The 14,087-nt window shown below is 61.5% G+C and carries 15 protein-coding genes; 7 read left to right on the top strand and 8 right to left on the bottom strand.

Features of this window, described 5'->3' with window-relative positions; translation table 11 throughout:
* Nucleotides 1-16: 16 nt before the first annotated feature.
* The gene (locus AC11W3_RS10410) at nucleotides 17-1,108 is read left to right on the top strand and encodes an AAA family ATPase (RefSeq protein ID WP_484092121.1); all 1,092 of its coding nucleotides are present in this window, start codon (nucleotides 17-19) and stop codon (nucleotides 1,106-1,108) included.
* 7 nt (nucleotides 1,109-1,115) lie between these two features.
* On the opposite strand, the gene AC11W3_RS10405 is transcribed toward AC11W3_RS10410, so the two are convergent.
* From AC11W3_RS10405 to rimI, 6 genes are all read right to left on the bottom strand, one after another.
* Nucleotides 1,116-1,520, bottom strand: coding sequence for a TraR/DksA family transcriptional regulator (locus tag AC11W3_RS10405; protein ID WP_484092120.1), 405 nt, complete (start codon nucleotides 1,518-1,520; stop codon nucleotides 1,116-1,118).
* 70 nt (nucleotides 1,521-1,590) lie between these two features.
* Nucleotides 1,591-1,749, bottom strand: coding sequence for a hypothetical protein (locus AC11W3_RS10400; RefSeq protein WP_484092119.1), 159 nt, complete (start codon nucleotides 1,747-1,749; stop codon nucleotides 1,591-1,593).
* Nucleotides 1,750-2,094: 345 nt separating this feature from the next.
* The gene (locus AC11W3_RS10395; RefSeq protein ID WP_484092118.1) at nucleotides 2,095-3,132 is read right to left on the bottom strand and encodes a KamA family radical SAM protein; all 1,038 of its coding nucleotides are present in this window, start codon (nucleotides 3,130-3,132) and stop codon (nucleotides 2,095-2,097) included.
* Complete coding sequence (locus tag AC11W3_RS10390; protein ID WP_484092117.1) at nucleotides 3,132-4,049, bottom strand: dihydroorotate dehydrogenase; 918 nt, start codon at nucleotides 4,047-4,049, stop codon at nucleotides 3,132-3,134. Before AC11W3_RS10390 ends, AC11W3_RS10395 begins: the two co-directional genes overlap by 1 nt.
* A gap of 2 nt (nucleotides 4,050-4,051) precedes the next feature.
* Nucleotides 4,052-4,861 carry a dihydroorotate dehydrogenase electron transfer subunit gene (locus AC11W3_RS10385; protein WP_484092116.1) on the bottom strand — a complete coding sequence of 270 codons (810 nt, stop codon included), beginning with the start codon at nucleotides 4,859-4,861 and terminating at the stop codon, nucleotides 4,052-4,054.
* Between the two features lies 1 nt (nucleotide 4,862).
* Nucleotides 4,863-5,300 carry a ribosomal protein S18-alanine N-acetyltransferase gene (rimI, locus tag AC11W3_RS10380; protein ID WP_484092115.1) on the bottom strand — a complete coding sequence of 146 codons (438 nt, stop codon included), beginning with the start codon at nucleotides 5,298-5,300 and terminating at the stop codon, nucleotides 4,863-4,865.
* Between the two features lie 142 nt (nucleotides 5,301-5,442).
* Here rimI and purM point away from each other — a divergent pair, with 142 nt between their 5' ends.
* The 3 genes from purM to AC11W3_RS10365 all read left to right on the top strand — a co-directional run bounded on the left by purM (nucleotide 5,443) and on the right by AC11W3_RS10365 (nucleotide 8,159).
* Nucleotides 5,443-6,489: a phosphoribosylformylglycinamidine cyclo-ligase gene (gene purM / locus AC11W3_RS10375; RefSeq protein WP_484092114.1), complete on the top strand. Its 1,047-nt coding sequence runs from the start codon at nucleotides 5,443-5,445 to the stop codon at nucleotides 6,487-6,489.
* 19 nt (nucleotides 6,490-6,508) lie between these two features.
* Nucleotides 6,509-7,123, top strand: a complete 615-nt coding sequence (gene purN / locus AC11W3_RS10370; RefSeq protein ID WP_484092113.1) for a phosphoribosylglycinamide formyltransferase — start codon at nucleotides 6,509-6,511, stop codon at nucleotides 7,121-7,123.
* A 175-nt stretch (nucleotides 7,124-7,298) separates the two neighbouring features.
* A complete protein-coding gene (locus AC11W3_RS10365; protein WP_484092112.1) occupies nucleotides 7,299-8,159 on the top strand; it encodes a ChaN family lipoprotein in 861 nt (286 codons plus the stop codon).
* Here the strand turns inward: AC11W3_RS10365 and AC11W3_RS10360 are convergent.
* Both AC11W3_RS10360 and fliK read right to left on the bottom strand, forming a co-directional pair.
* On the bottom strand, nucleotides 8,114-8,416 hold the full coding sequence (locus tag AC11W3_RS10360) for an EscU/YscU/HrcU family type III secretion system export apparatus switch protein (protein ID WP_484092111.1): 303 nt from the start codon (nucleotides 8,414-8,416) through the stop codon (nucleotides 8,114-8,116). The two genes, AC11W3_RS10365 and AC11W3_RS10360, sit on opposite strands and share 46 nt — an antisense overlap.
* Nucleotides 8,400-9,356: a flagellar hook-length control protein FliK gene (fliK, locus tag AC11W3_RS10355; RefSeq protein WP_484092110.1), complete on the bottom strand. Its 957-nt coding sequence runs from the start codon at nucleotides 9,354-9,356 to the stop codon at nucleotides 8,400-8,402. Before fliK ends, AC11W3_RS10360 begins: the two co-directional genes overlap by 17 nt.
* Nucleotides 9,357-9,625: 269 nt before the next feature.
* Between fliK and AC11W3_RS10350 the strand changes: the two genes are divergently transcribed.
* The 3 genes from AC11W3_RS10350 (at nucleotide 9,626) to AC11W3_RS10340 (ending at nucleotide 13,986) form a co-directional block, all read left to right on the top strand.
* Complete coding sequence (locus AC11W3_RS10350) at nucleotides 9,626-11,950, top strand: hybrid sensor histidine kinase/response regulator (protein ID WP_484092970.1); 2,325 nt, start codon at nucleotides 9,626-9,628, stop codon at nucleotides 11,948-11,950.
* On the top strand, nucleotides 11,947-12,993 hold the full coding sequence (locus AC11W3_RS10345; protein WP_484092108.1) for a response regulator: 1,047 nt from the start codon (nucleotides 11,947-11,949) through the stop codon (nucleotides 12,991-12,993). The genes AC11W3_RS10350 and AC11W3_RS10345 overlap by 4 nt, the downstream gene beginning before the upstream one ends.
* Before the next feature lie 390 nt (nucleotides 12,994-13,383).
* Nucleotides 13,384-13,986: a short chain dehydrogenase gene (locus AC11W3_RS10340; protein WP_484092107.1), complete on the top strand. Its 603-nt coding sequence runs from the start codon at nucleotides 13,384-13,386 to the stop codon at nucleotides 13,984-13,986.
* The last annotated feature ends 101 nt before the right edge of the window (nucleotides 13,987-14,087 follow it).

Raw genomic sequence — 14,087 nt, 5'->3', positions numbered from 1 at the left:
AAGAAAGGGGTGGCGGATGGCGAAGAAGATCTTTGTGGCGGCGACCGGGCAGAACTGTGGCAAGACCACCATCAGCATTTCGCTGATGCACCAGGCAAGGAAAAAGTATCAAAGGGTGGGTTTCGTCAAGCCGTTCGGTCCCAAGGTCCTTCTCTACGACGACTTCATGGTGGACATGGACGCGCTCCTCATGGCGCGCGCCTTCGGGATGGAGGAGGATATCGCGCTGATGTCGCCGGTCGCCCTGCACCGCGACTTCACCAAGGACTACCTGGCGGGGAAACTGGACGATCTCTCCCTTAGCGACTGCATCGTGAAGGCGGTGGGTGAGCTGGAGGAGAAGTACGACTTCCTGATTATCGAGGGGGCGGGACATGGCGGCGTGGGGGCGGTGGTGGGTCTCAACAACGCCAAGGTGGCGAAGCTGATCGATGCCCCGGTGGTGATCGTGACCGAGAGCGGCATTGGAAAGGTCATCGACGCCGTGCACCTGAACCTGGCTCTCTACCAGCGCGAGGGTGCCGACGTGCGCGGGATCATCGTCAACAAGCTGATCCCCAGCAAGAAGGAAGTGACCCGGAAGTACCTGAAGCAGGCCTTCCAGCAGGATAACATCGCCGTCATCGACGGTTTCAACTACTCCCCGATCCTGGCAAACCCGACCCTGGGACACATCGCCAAGCTCTTCGACCTCCCGCTGCACGGCGACATCACCCAGAAAAGCCGCATCATCTACAACATCCAGCTGGGGGCGGCCTCGTCCCAGCGCGTGATCGACGGCATTTTGGACTCCACCCTGATGATCGTGACCAGTTCTCGCGATGAACTGATCGTGACACTCTCCTCGCTCTACCACATCCCGGCCTACAAGGAGAAGATCGCCGGACTGGTCATCGCCGGCCACGGCCCGGTTTCAAAGATCAGCCAGCAGATCCTGGACGACAGCCACATCCCCTACATACGGGTCGAGGAGACCACCGCCGAGGCCTTCACGGCGCTCTCCGACGACGTGGCCAAGATCACCTACGAGGACCAGGAGAAGCTTAACTGGATCATGGCCAACGCCGAGCAGCACCTGGACTTCCAGGCCATCGACGCGCTCCTTTAGCACCTGGCTACAACGTGGTGCCGGACCCTTTGGGCGGCCCTTCCTTCTCCTCCTGCTCCCGCTGGCAGTCGACGCAGTAAGGGGTGAAGGGCACGAGCCTCAGCCTCTCGATGCCGACCGGCTCTCCGCACGATTCACACTTCCCGTAGTTTCCCTGCTCCAGGCGCCGCTGGGCCTCCTCCAGCTGGGTCAACTGCTCCTTCCTGATATCGGCTATGGCCAGCCCCGCATCGGAGAGGAGGTCAAGAATACTCTGATCCCCGAGATCGGGGACAAACTCCTCGTACTGGGTATGCACATCCTCCCCTGTCTGTTTGAAGATGTCTTCCCTCAATTCCGCCCAGAGCCTCCGCTTATGCTCCGTCAGCAGGTTTCTGAACTCGAGCTCGTCCCCCTCCAGTTTCGCCGGCATATGGCACCTCCTTTGACCGCCCTGGCTGGCCGTTTGCCCAGCCCCCGGTCAGGCGTTCAACTCTCCCCGGCTAACGCACCTCGTCTGCGTCGCAGATCGGGCACCGGTACTCTCCGCTCTCCGGATCCATCTCCAGCTCCGCTCCGCACACTCCACATACCGGCGGATTCACATCCTTGATCACCGGCCGGTCCTTGCCGATCTGTTCCTCTATCGAAAGCCTTCGCATAATCAGCCTCCTCAGCGACAGGTCCTGAAACAGCCTTAGTATACCTCATTATGACGGGGTGCAAAAAAAGCAAATTTCACCCTCCCCGCACCCCTTCGCCCTCCGCACCACCCTCGCCCGTGTCTAGGGCCTGGACAGGCTCTGGCGGGGGACACGGCGGAGTTGCCCCCCCGGCCAGATCTACCACGCCAACGTCGCTTAGCTTTTGTGCAACTCCAGTGACATAATGTGCGTTACTTCAACCAGTACTTCATGAATTTTTTTGCCTCCACAGAGGCTTTCAGGATCGGGGAGTTAACGGGAGGAGGTGATCAGGAGGGAGATACTATCGGTTGCCCTATCAGTTCAGCGCTCAAGATCCTGGTAATCAATCTCTTCCCCCAGGTAATTCCTGAACAGCAGACGGGACGCGCGACGGACAACCTTACCAGAGGGGACTTCCACCTTCCCCTTCCCGCCCGGGAGGTCGATGACGTAGTGGGGGACGGCAAGGCCAGAGGTGTGGCCGCGGAGAGCCTCCATCACGGCGACACCCTCGGAGATGGCGGTCCTGAAGTGGGCAGTCCCTTTGACGAGGTCCATCTGGTGGATGTAATACGGGCGCACGCGGATGGCGAGGAGCCGCCGCATGAGCTCGCGCATCACCGGCGGGTCGTCGTTGACCCCCTTAAGGAGCACGGTCTGGTTGCCGAGCTGGATCCCGCAGTCTGCCAGCATGGCGCAGGCTTTGGCGGCTTCGGGAGTGACCTCGCGTGGATGGTTGAAGTGGGTGTTGAGATAGAGCGGATGATGGCGCTTGAGCATCCGGACCAGCCTGGCGGTGATCCTTTCGGGGAAGGTGGCGGGGGTCCTGGTTCCGACCCGGACGATCTCCACGTGGGGGATCTTCCGCAGCCTGTCCAGGATCTGGTCGAGCTGGTCGTCGTGAAGCAGCAGCGGGTCGCCGCCGGAGAGTATCACGTCGCGGATCTCGGGCCGCGAGGCGATATATGCGATGGCCTCGTCGACGCGGGCCGCGGCCATCCCGGCGCACCCTACCCCGCGTTTTCTCATGCAGAAGCGGCAATAGACGGCGCAGGCCGAGGAGGCGATCCAGACCACCCGGTCAGGGTAGCGGTGGATCAGCCCCGGCACGGGGGAGAGGCGCTCCTCGTCGAGCGGGTCTGGAGACTGGGAAAGATCGTGGAGCTCGGCCGGGTCCGGAACGCACTGGCGCCAGATCGGGTCCCCGGGCCCAGTGATCAGCCCCAGGTAGTACGGGGTTATGCGCATCGGGTACCTCGCCGCCACCTCCGTGAGCGACGAGCCGTCGAGACAGAAAAGCCCGGAAAGCTCCTCCGGGCTGGTAATGCATCTTTCCAGATTTTTCTGCCACCTTTCCATCAGACCTCGAGGGCCCCGATCAGCGAGGCGATAGACGGGATGTTCTTCTCGACCAGGTAGCTCTCCATCTCCTGCGCGATCTTCTGCGCCGCGGAGGGATCGAGGAAGCTCGCGGTTCCGACCTGGATGGCAGTGGCGCCGGCGAGGATGAACTCGAGCGCGTCCCGCCCGTTCATGATGCCACCGATGCCGATGATCGGCAACTGAACGTTTTTGGCCACCTGCCAGACCATCCTCAAGGCCACCGGCTTGATCGCGGGGCCGGAAAGGCCGCCGGTGACGTTGGCCAGCACCGGGCGCCGCCGGTCGAGGTCGATCGCCATCCCGGTCAGGGTATTGATGAGAGAGAGGGCATCGGCCCCCGCGTCGGCGCAGGCTTTGGCCATCAGCACCACGTCGGTCACGTTGGGGGAGAGCTTGACGATCATCGGCTTCGAGGTATTCTTCCGGACCAGCCGCACCACCTCCTGAGCCGCCTGCGGATCAGTGCCGAAGACGATCCCACCCTGCTTCACGTTGGGGCAGGAGATGTTGACTTCGATGCCGGCAACCCCCTCCTGGCCGTCGAGACGCGCCGCCACCTCGCCGTACTCCTCCAGGGTGTTTCCGTAGAGGTTCACGATCACCGGCGTCGCCACATCCTTCAGATAGGGGAGTTTGTGATCGATGAAGGCCTCGACGCCGACATTCTGCAGGCCGATGGCGTTGAGCATCCCGCCGGGGGTCTCCACTATGCGCGGGGTGGCGTTGCCGGCCTTGGGCTTCAGGGAAAGGCCCTTGCTGATCATGGCCCCGATGCTCTCGAGGCTCATGTAGTCGGCGAACTCGGCGCCGTAGCCGAAGGTGCCGGAAGCGGTCATGACCGGGTTACGCATCTTGATCCCGGGGATTTCCACGGACATATCAGGTCTTTGCATTACTAGCTCCATTGCAGTTCAAAGCTGTCGAAGACGGGACCGTCCTTGCAGACACAGCGGTAGTCAGGGGTCTCGTCGGAGTGGTTGGCTCCCTTCATGACGCAGCCCAGGCAGGCACCTACGCCGCAGGCCATGTAAGCCTCCATCGAGACCTGGCAGGGAACGCCGCGCCCCTGAGCCATCAGGGCGACAGCCTTCAGCATGGGGGTCGGGCCGCAGGCGAAGATGCGCATACCCGCCCCCAGGTGACGATCAAGCACCTCGGTAACCAGTCCGCTCTCGCCCAGGGTGCCGTCGTCGGTGGAGACATAGGTCTCGACACCGAGCCTCTCGAACTCGGTGATGCACAGGATGTCGTCGCGGTTTCTGCCGCCGGCAAAAAGCCTGACTTTCTCACCCTTTAGCACCAGTTCCTTCGCGAGGTAGTAGAGAGGCGCCAGTCCGATGCCGCCTCCGACCAGGATCTTCTCCTCGCCGGAGGGACCGACCTGAAAACCCTTGCCCAAAGGGGAGAGGACGTCGAGCAGGTCGCCGTGGTGCAGGGCGGAAAGTGTCTTCGTCCCCTTCCCTACCACCTTGTAGAGGATCTCGGCATAGCACTGGGTGCCGCAGCAGGCGTATTCGGGGGTGAAGGTCCCGACGTCGAAGAGGCCGAAGGGGCGGCGCAGCAGGGGGTCGATGGCGTCAACCACCCTCACCATGAGAAACTGCCCCGGGGCCGACTCCAGCAGCTCCCCGGGGGCGGTCATCCTCATCCTGAAATAGCCCGGGGAGACTTCCATGTTGGAAAGAACCATTGATTTAAACTGCATCTCACTCCTCTGACTGACCGGTGTAAGTATAATCCATCACTATGGCGTCCTCGCCATGGTCGTAGTATCCCTTGCGGCGGCCGACCTCGCGAAAGCCAAGCCGCTCATAAAGGGCGATTGCCCCGACGTTGCCGACCCGGACCTCCAGGGAAACGACTGAAGCTCCCCGTTCACGGCTGGCGGCCAGGGCATCTTCCACCAGCAACCGGCCGATCCCCATGCCCCGCATCGAGATCTTGACCGCGACATCGAGGACCTCCGCCTCGTCCAGCACCTGCTTCAGGCAGAGGTAGCCAACGATGGTCCCATCTGCCAGAGTGGCGACCTTGGGGAAGCCGTGCGGCGAGCTTACTTCATCGAGAAAATGGCTCCTGGTCCAGGGGCGGGAGAAGGAGTGAGCCTCTATCTCCAGCACCTCGTCGAGGTCTTTTTCGACCATCTGACGGAGGCATATTTTCTCATGAAAGGCAGGCACGACGAGGCATGATAAGCAAAGGTCGGGGCGAAGTAAACAATTTTTTCACTTTGACTTTTGGCTGGAGATGCGCTAGATTTCCCCTTTAATTTATCGGAGGTTTCCCTTGGGAAAGACTAAAATCACATACAAAGACGCAGGCGTAGATATTGATGCGGGCAATACGTTTGTCAAGATGATCAAGCCGCTGGTGAAGGCGACTTCCCGTCCGGAGGTCCTGGCGGACATCGGTGGTTTCGGTGGTCTTTTCTCGTTGAACATGGGGAAATACAAGCACCCCGTACTTGTCTCCGGCACCGACGGCGTGGGGACGAAGCTCAAGCTGGCCTTCCTCGCTGACCGTCATGACACCATCGGCATCGACTTGGTCGCCATGTGTGTCAACGACATCATCGTGCAGGGAGCAGAGCCCCTCTTTTTCCTCGACTACCTCGCGACCGCCAAGCTCGACCCCGAGAAGGCCGCCTCCATCATCAAGGGAGTTTCCGACGGCTGCGTCCAGGCGGGATGCGCCCTGATCGGCGGCGAGACCGCCGAGATGCCCGGTTTCTACACCGGTGACGAATACGACATGGCCGGCTTCGCGGTCGGCGTGGTAGAGCGCGAGAAGATCATCGACGGCTCCTCCATCACGGTCGGCAACCACCTGATCGGCCTCAGCTCCAGCGGCCTGCACAGTAACGGCTACTCCCTGGCCCGCAAGGTCATCCTCGAGCACATGGGCCTCGGGATCAACGACGAAATCCCCGGCCTCGGAAAGACCGTGGCCGAAGAACTCCTCACCCCTACCCGCATCTACGTCCGCTCGGTGATGAACCTCCTGAGGGATTTCAGCATCAGCGGCCTCGCCCACATCACCGGCGGCGGTCTGCTCGAGAACGTCCCCAGGGTCCTCCCCCACGGCTGCAAAGCGGTGATCAGGAAAGACAGCTGGGAGGTTCCCGAAATCTTCAAGCTGATCCAGAAGGGCGGCAACATCGAGGAGAACGAGATGTTCAGGACCTTCAACTGCGGCATCGGCATGGTACTGATCGTACCTGAGCGCGAGGCCGAGGATGTCATGATCAGGCTCTCAGGCCTCAACGAGACAGCCTTCCACATCGGCGAAGTCGTCAAGTGCGACCCGGGCAAGGAGTGCGTGGAGCTCGTCTAGAGCACCGCCAGCGGCCGGCATGGGAAAAGTACTGAACATAGGGGTCTTGGTTTCAGGCAGCGGCACCAACCTGCAGTCGATCATCGACGCCTGCGCGGCGGGGACGCTGAAGGTCAGGGTGGCCTGCGTGATCAGCAATAAGGCGGACGCCTTTGCGCTGGAACGGGCGAAGAAAGCGGGCATCCCCGCGCGGCACCTGGACCACCGTGCCTACACCGGCAGGGAAGCCTACGACGAGGCCGTGGTGGCGACGCTGCGCGAGTTCGAGGTCGGGCTGGTGGTGCTTGCCGGCTTCATGAGGATCATTACTCCGGTGCTGCTGGAAGCCTTCCCCATGTCGGTGCTGAACATCCATCCCGCCCTCCTCCCCGCCTTCCCCGGACTACACGCCCAGCGCCAGGCTCTCGACTACGGCACCAAATTGGCCGGGTGCACCGTGCACTTCGTCGACTCCGGCTGCGACACCGGTCCGATCATCATGCAGGCTGCGGTTCCCGTCCTCGAGGGAGATACCGAGGATGCCCTGTCGGAGCGGATTCAGAAGGAAGAGCACCGCATCTATCCGGAGGCGATCAAGCTCTTCGCCGAAGGGCGGCTGAAGGTCGAAGGGAGAAGGGTCGCCGTCAGCGACTGACCCCGCGAAAGCGGCGGCCCCGCCGCCAAGGTTCGCGCCCGGAAGGGCGCTCCTACAGGACACCGGGCAACCAGCACCAGCCCTCACCCCTGTCCCTCTTCCGGAGGGATAGGGGTTTTTATTTTCCCGCCAATATCCCTTCCCCTCTCCTGACAAAGCTGTTATAACCGTCGTCATGTCCAAAGCCCGTCTGCTCATATCCTCCCTCCTGCTGCTCTTCGCGCTGCCGCTGACCGGCTGCTCCATCGACAGGGTCATGCGCGTCGAGAACAAACAGGTCATCGCTGTCGGCACCATGATCGAGGAACTGCGCGATACGCCGCTATTATTCCTCGGTGAGCGCCACGACGCACCGGCCCACCACAAGCTCCAGCTCGAGATCATCAAGGCGATGAAGGACGAGGGGAGGCCGCTGGCCATCGCGATGGAGATGTTCGAGGACACGAGCCAACCGGCGCTCAACGCCTGGAGTGCGGGGAAGGTTCCGGAGGGTGCCTTCAGGAAGGTGTTCGAATGGAACTGGAGGAATATACCGTGGTCGCTCTATGAGGACATCCTGCTCTACGCCCGTGACAACAAGATCCCTATCCTGGCCATGAACGCGCCGCGCCAGGTGGTCCAAAAGGTGGCGAAGAGCGGCTTCGCCTCGCTCACCGGCGATGAACTGAGGCTCCTCCCCAAGGGGATCAACGCCGAGGTCAGCGATGACTACCTCGATTTCATCAGCTCCGCCTACGCCCTTCACGGCCGCAACGGGGATTCCTTCCGCTACCTGTGCGAGGCGCAGATGCTGAGAAATCGGGTCATGGCGCGGCGCATCAGCGACTACTTCGCCATCCATCCCGAAACGACCATGGTGGTGCTGGCTGGGGGAGGGCATGCCAGGGAGAAAGGCGGGATTCCTGCAGAGTTAAGGCTGCTCTCTTACAAGGTCGTGCTGCCTCCTGTGCCGACCATGACCGCCGACACCATCACCAGGGATGACGCCGATTATCTCCTGGAGGAGCCGATTGCCTGGCCGACGGAGATGCCCTGATCCATGGAGTAGAGCCAGGCAAGGATTTCCGCCACGGCATGGTAAAGCTCGGGTGGGATCTCGTTATCCAGATCGACCTGCATCAGGAGGTTCACCAGTTCCGGCGACTGGTGCACGTAGACACCGCTCTCCCGCGCCAGGGAGATGATGGCCTGCGCCGTTATCCCCTTCCCCTTGGCGACCACCCGCGGCGCGCCGTCCTCCGCGCCATAGGCCATCGCCACCGCCCGCTTCATGTCGTCAGTCCGCTTCGCCATCTTTAGCCGCCAATCGTGTAAGGTGCAATCCCGCAGCGGAGAGCGCCAGCCGCAAGCCATCGCCGCCCTTTCTCAGCACCTCCGATGATCCCGGCCGGTCGCATTCCAGTTCGACCGACAACCCATCCGGCCCGAAATGAAGCTTCGCATCCACCCCGCCCAGATGGGGGAGGGTCAACGAAAGGTTGGCTTCGATCCCCGGCTCCCCCTCCTCCGCTTCCCTCTCCGTGACCGACAGCTCCATCGACTGCCCAGGCCACGCCTCCCCCTTCCAGGAAAGGATCCCTGAGTTCAGCAAGGCCAGTTGCTCCTTGATGAGGGGAATGGTCCGGGAGTCGGCGAATCCGCCCTCTAAGGCCTCGTCTGCGCCGCCTGCGGCGTGGTCGCCGGAGGCGGCCCGGGAAAGCTTTCCCTGCGGCTCCCTGAGGATCTCGGAAAGGTGCAGCCCGCCTGCCGCCCACCGGGTCAGGTGGGATTCGTAGAAGAGCCCGCCCTGGGTCAGCGCCTCCTTCATGCGGGTCGCCAGCAGCAGTGCCCCCTGCGCCGGTGTCTCCAGCAGCGGCTGCTGGGTGGTGGGGAGGGTCGGGGTTTCGGAAACGGTCGCCAGCCACCTCCCCATGGAGCTCAGCTGCACCGAGGCGCTTCCCTCCGGCTGCCGCAATACCTGAAAGGTTACCCGCGGTTCCGCCGCCACGAAGGTCATGTCCATGGTCTCGCCCGGCTGAACGTTCAGCGGGATCTCCAGCTTGTACATCTCACCGGCGATGCGGGCCAGATAGAGGCTGTTAGACAGGTTGGCGATGATCTCGGCCTTCACCTGCTGCCCGGGGTTCATCTGCAACTGGGCGCCGGCCCTCTCCTGCTGATCGCTCGGGGGGGCGACCGTCGTCCTCGCTATGATGGGAAGGACCTGCTTTTGGGCTTCATCGTTGATTAACATGGCTTTGCTGTACTCCTACCGGCAGGTTTTCCTATAGTAGTGGAGGGCGATCCCGCTGTAAAGGGGGAGGAATGGAGCGGCGTGAAGAAGCCCCTGATCTTCCCTCCCCTCCGCCATCCCCCAATGAGAACGCCTGCTTATGAGCAATCCATAAGCTTATTTTCTTTCCATTTATCTTCATTTCGGCTAAACATATCCAATCCTTAACCGATAAGCCATTACTGGAACCAGTTCGCTGAACCTGCAGCAGCGAGGAACCGTAGATATCGATGAAAGAGCCACTGCGCATCCTGATCATTGACGACTCCGCCGACGACGCGGCGCTGATCATTCGGCACCTGCATAGGGAGTTCGCCCCGAGCTATCAGCGGGTCGAGACGGCCGACGAGATGCAGGCGGCCCTGGACCTGGGCGGATGGCAGATAGTCGTCTCCGACTACATCATGCCCAGATTCTCCGGGCTGGCCGCACTGCAGATACTCCAGGCCAGAAGGACCGACCTCCCATTCATCATGGTATCGGGCCAGCTCGGGGAGGACGTTGCCGTCGAGGCCATGCGGGCCGGGGCTCACGACTTCCTGATCAAGGACAGGCTTTCCCGGCTGATACCCGCCATCAAGCGGGAGCTCAATGAAGCGGCGGTACGCCGCGAGAGCCGGATGGCGCAGGATGCCCTGAACGCCACCGAGGCCCGCTTCAAAAGCCTGGTCGACCAGACCCTGGTCGGCATCTTCATGCTGCAGGACAACCTGCTGAGCTATGTAAACCCCAAATTCGGTGAGATCTTCGGGTACAGCCCCGAGGATCTCATCGGCAAGAGGAGACTGGTCGACCTGGTGGCGCAGGAGGACCAGGTCAAGGTCGCGATCAACTTCCTGCTCCCCCTCAAGAACGGCAGCGACAGTCTCCATTTCTTCTTCCACGGCCGGCGCTCCGACGACTCCCTGATCGATCTGGAGGTCAACGGCGCCAGGACCGGGCAAAACGGCTCCCGCGCGGTAATCGGGACGGTCCTCGACATAACGGAACGCAAGCGTGCCGAGGCGGAGCTCAGCAAGCTCTGGCGGGCGGTGGAGCAGAGCCCGGTCTCGGTCGTGATCACCGACCCCGGCGGCATCATCGAATACGTGAACCCCAAAGTGGTCGAGGTCACCGGGTACAGCGTGGAAGAACTGGTCGGCCAACACACCAGGATCTTCAGGTCCGGCAACATTCCTCGCGAGGTATACCAGGAGATGTGGGAGACCATCACCTCGGGGCGCGAGTGGCACGGCGAGCTTCATAACCGCAAGAAAAGCGGCGAACTCTTCTGGGAGAGCGGTTCGATCTCCGCGGTCAAGAACTCCGAAGGGTACATCACTCATTTCGTAGCGGTGAAGGAGGACGTCACCGAACGCAGGCGCGCCGTGGACCAGCTGAGGCAGGTGCAGAAGATGGAGGCGGTAGGACAGCTGGCAGGCGGGGTGGCCCACGACTTCAACAACCTCCTCACGGTGATCAACGGCTACAGCACGCTGCTGATCAGGGGACTGGAGAGCGGATCGCCGATGCGCAAGGAGGCGGAACAGATCCTGCGCGCGGGCGAGCGGGCGGCCGACCTGACCCGGCAGCTGCTGACCTTCAGCCGGCGTCAAATCCTGGAACCGAAGGTGCTGAACATCAACCATCAGGTAAAATCTGTGGAGAAGATGCTCGGCCGCCTGATCGGTGAAAATATCGGGCTGGCGACGGAGCTTTCCGGAGATGTCGGGTTCATCAAGATGGACCCCGGCCAGTTCGAGCAGGTGGTGATCAACCTGGTGGTCAACGCCCGCGACGCCTCGGAAACCGGCGGCCGGATCACCATCGAGACCTCGAACTGCGAACTCGACGAGGAATTCACCCTGCTCCACCCCGGCTCGGTCCGCGGAAGCTACGTCACGCTTTCGGTAAGGGACCAGGGGCTGGGGATGACGGAAGAAGTGAAGCGGCGGCTCTTCGAGCCCTTCTTCACCACCAAGGAGATGGGGCGCGGCACCGGCCTGGGGCTCGCCACCGTCTACGGCATCGTCAAGCAGAGCGGTGGTTACATCGAGGTCGTCAGCGAGCTTGGCGAGGGGGCCTGCTTCAACATCTACCTGCCGAGGGTCAACCAGCAGGCGGATGCCCCCCAGTGCCAGCCGGCGGAGGAAGAGCTGGAGGGCTCCCACACCATTCTGGTGGTCGAGGATGAGCCCGGGGTACTGAACCTCGTGGTGCACACCCTGAGAAAGCGCGGCTTCAAGGTGCTGGAAAGCACCGACCCCGAAGAGGGTGTGACCCTGTTCGAGCAGCACGCCGGAGAGATCGACCTGCTTCTGACCGATGTGGTCATGCCGTTCATGAGCGGGCCGGCGCTGGCCGAAGTGCTGACTCGGAAAAATCCCAAACTTAAGGTACTCTTCATGTCAGGGCACACTGACAACAGAGTGAGCTTCGAAAAAATGTTGGAGAAAGGCGTGCAGTTCCTTCCCAAGCCTTTCACCAGCGACGCCCTGGCGAAAAAGATCAGGGAAACGCTGCTGGGTGCCGGGGCGGAACAGCACCCACCGGCGCCTTCAGGAGGTAGCAATTGAAAGGGAACATCCTTATAGCGGATGACGAGGAAATGATCCGTGATCTGATCAATATCACCCTCAGCAAGGAAGGGTTCATCTGCCACCAGGCGGCCAGCGCCGAGGAGGGGCTGGAAATCGTGAACCACCAGCATCTGGACATGGCCCTTCTGGACATCATGATGCCGGGCCGTTCCGGGATCGACCTGCTGAAGGATATCAAAAAGGCGACCCCCGACACCCCGGTGCTGATGATCACCGCGATGAACGACATGGACACCGCCCTTTCCTGCATCCACTGCGGTGCCGACGACTACATCACCAAACCCTTCAATCTCGAGCGGGTACTGCTCACGGTCAAGAACACCTTGGAGAAACGCCGCCTGGTGCTGGAGAACCGCGAGTACCAGGCCAACCTGGAACACAAGGTACGCGAGCAGACCGAGGTGATCCGCAACGTGATGGGCGAGATCAACCTGGCCTACGAACACACCCTGGCGGCGCTGATCAGGGCGCTGGACGCCAGGGAGAAGGAGGTCGGCTCCCATTCGGAACGGGTGATGAACTACGCCCGGCTCCTGGCCCATACGGCAGGGGTCAACGAGCAGGGGCTGACGGTCCTGGCCAAAGGCGCCCTCCTTCACGACATCGGCAAGATCGGGATCTCAGACAATATCCTGCTGAAGCCGGCCAAGCTCGATGGCGCGGAGTGGGAGATCATGCGCCAGCACCCAGCTGTGGGCTACGAGATCCTCTCCGGGATCAGGTATTTCGAGGGCGCCGCGGAACTGGTGCTCTCGCACCACGAATCCTTCGACGGTACCGGTTATCCCAACGGGCTTAAGGGTGACTCAATCCCCCTCAGCGCCAGGATCTTCGCCCTGGTCGACACCCTTGACGCCATGACCTCTGACCGTCCTTATCGGAAAGCGCTGAGCTACGCGGAGGTACGGGACGAAGTCATCAGGTGCAGCGGATACCAGTTCGATCCGGATCTCGTCGAGGTATTCCTGACCATCCCCAAGCATTCATGGGAGACCGCCGCAGGCAAGCATTTGCTCTAGAAACAGGTAAATTGACGCCTCCCTGCTGTGTGGTAGTTTTGCAGGATATCCCGCCATTCCCGCCCTTTTGTCCCCTTCAGCGTCAGGTGCCGGCCAGCAGCAGCTGCAAACGAGCACCCTGGTCCACCTGAACGGCACTAACTATCGGATACTGAAGACCAACCTGACCGGAAGCAGTCGGGGATTCACCCTCCTCGGCGAAACAGCCGGTCTTTTTCTCTGTCGTGGCGGGTCCTGCGCTCAAGGTCACGCCTCCTCTCGGTTTCGCCCACGGCTTCAACAGCGGAGGTGAAAATCAGATATACTTGACCGTGTCCTGCAGTCTGTGATCTCATTAACAGTGAGGATACTGCAAGAACGACAAGATCGCCTGAAGAGGAGGAATCGGATATGCGAGTTATCGTCGTCGGAGCAACCGGCACCATCGGTAAAGCGGTCGTGAAAGTCCTGGCTTCGCAGCACGAAGTCGTCAAGGTGGCATCCAAAAGCGGAGACTTCCGGGTCGACATGGCTCAAAAGGAGTCGATCGAGAGGTTGTTCAAGGAGATAGGATCATTCGACGCGCTGGTATGCGCGGCTGGGGTGGCGAGGTTCGGTCCCCTTTCCGAACTGAGCGACGAGGATTTCCAGCTGGGGCTTTTCGGGAAGCTGATGGGACAGGTCAACCTGGTACGCGTGGGCCACAACTACATCAGCGATAACGGCTCGTTCACCCTGACGAGCGGCGTCTTGAGCCACCAGCCCATGCCGGGGAGCACGTCCATCAGCATGGTCAACGCAGGGATCGAGGGGTTTGCCCGGGCGGCGGCGCTGGAGATGCCCAGAGGAATAAGGGTCAACGTGGTCAGCCCGCCGTGGGTCAAGGAAACGCTCGAAGCTTTGGGCATGGACAGCTCGAACGGTATGCCCGCCGAGCGGGTGGCCCAGGCGTACCGGGCAAGCGTCGACGGCACGCGCAGCGGAACCATCATCAACGCCCGCGACTACGCCTGAACCGCCCTTTACTCACAACACAAGAAGATCCAACGAGCTCAGCGACGCCCCTTCCCGCTGAGCTTTCTTTATGCCGCGTGCCGGGACTTGATCATCAGCTT

The sequence above is a fragment of the Geomonas sp. genome (assembly GCF_056994735.1).
The sequence above is the reverse complement of the archived record's forward strand: the minus strand, read 5'-3'. Positions and strand labels throughout refer to the sequence as shown.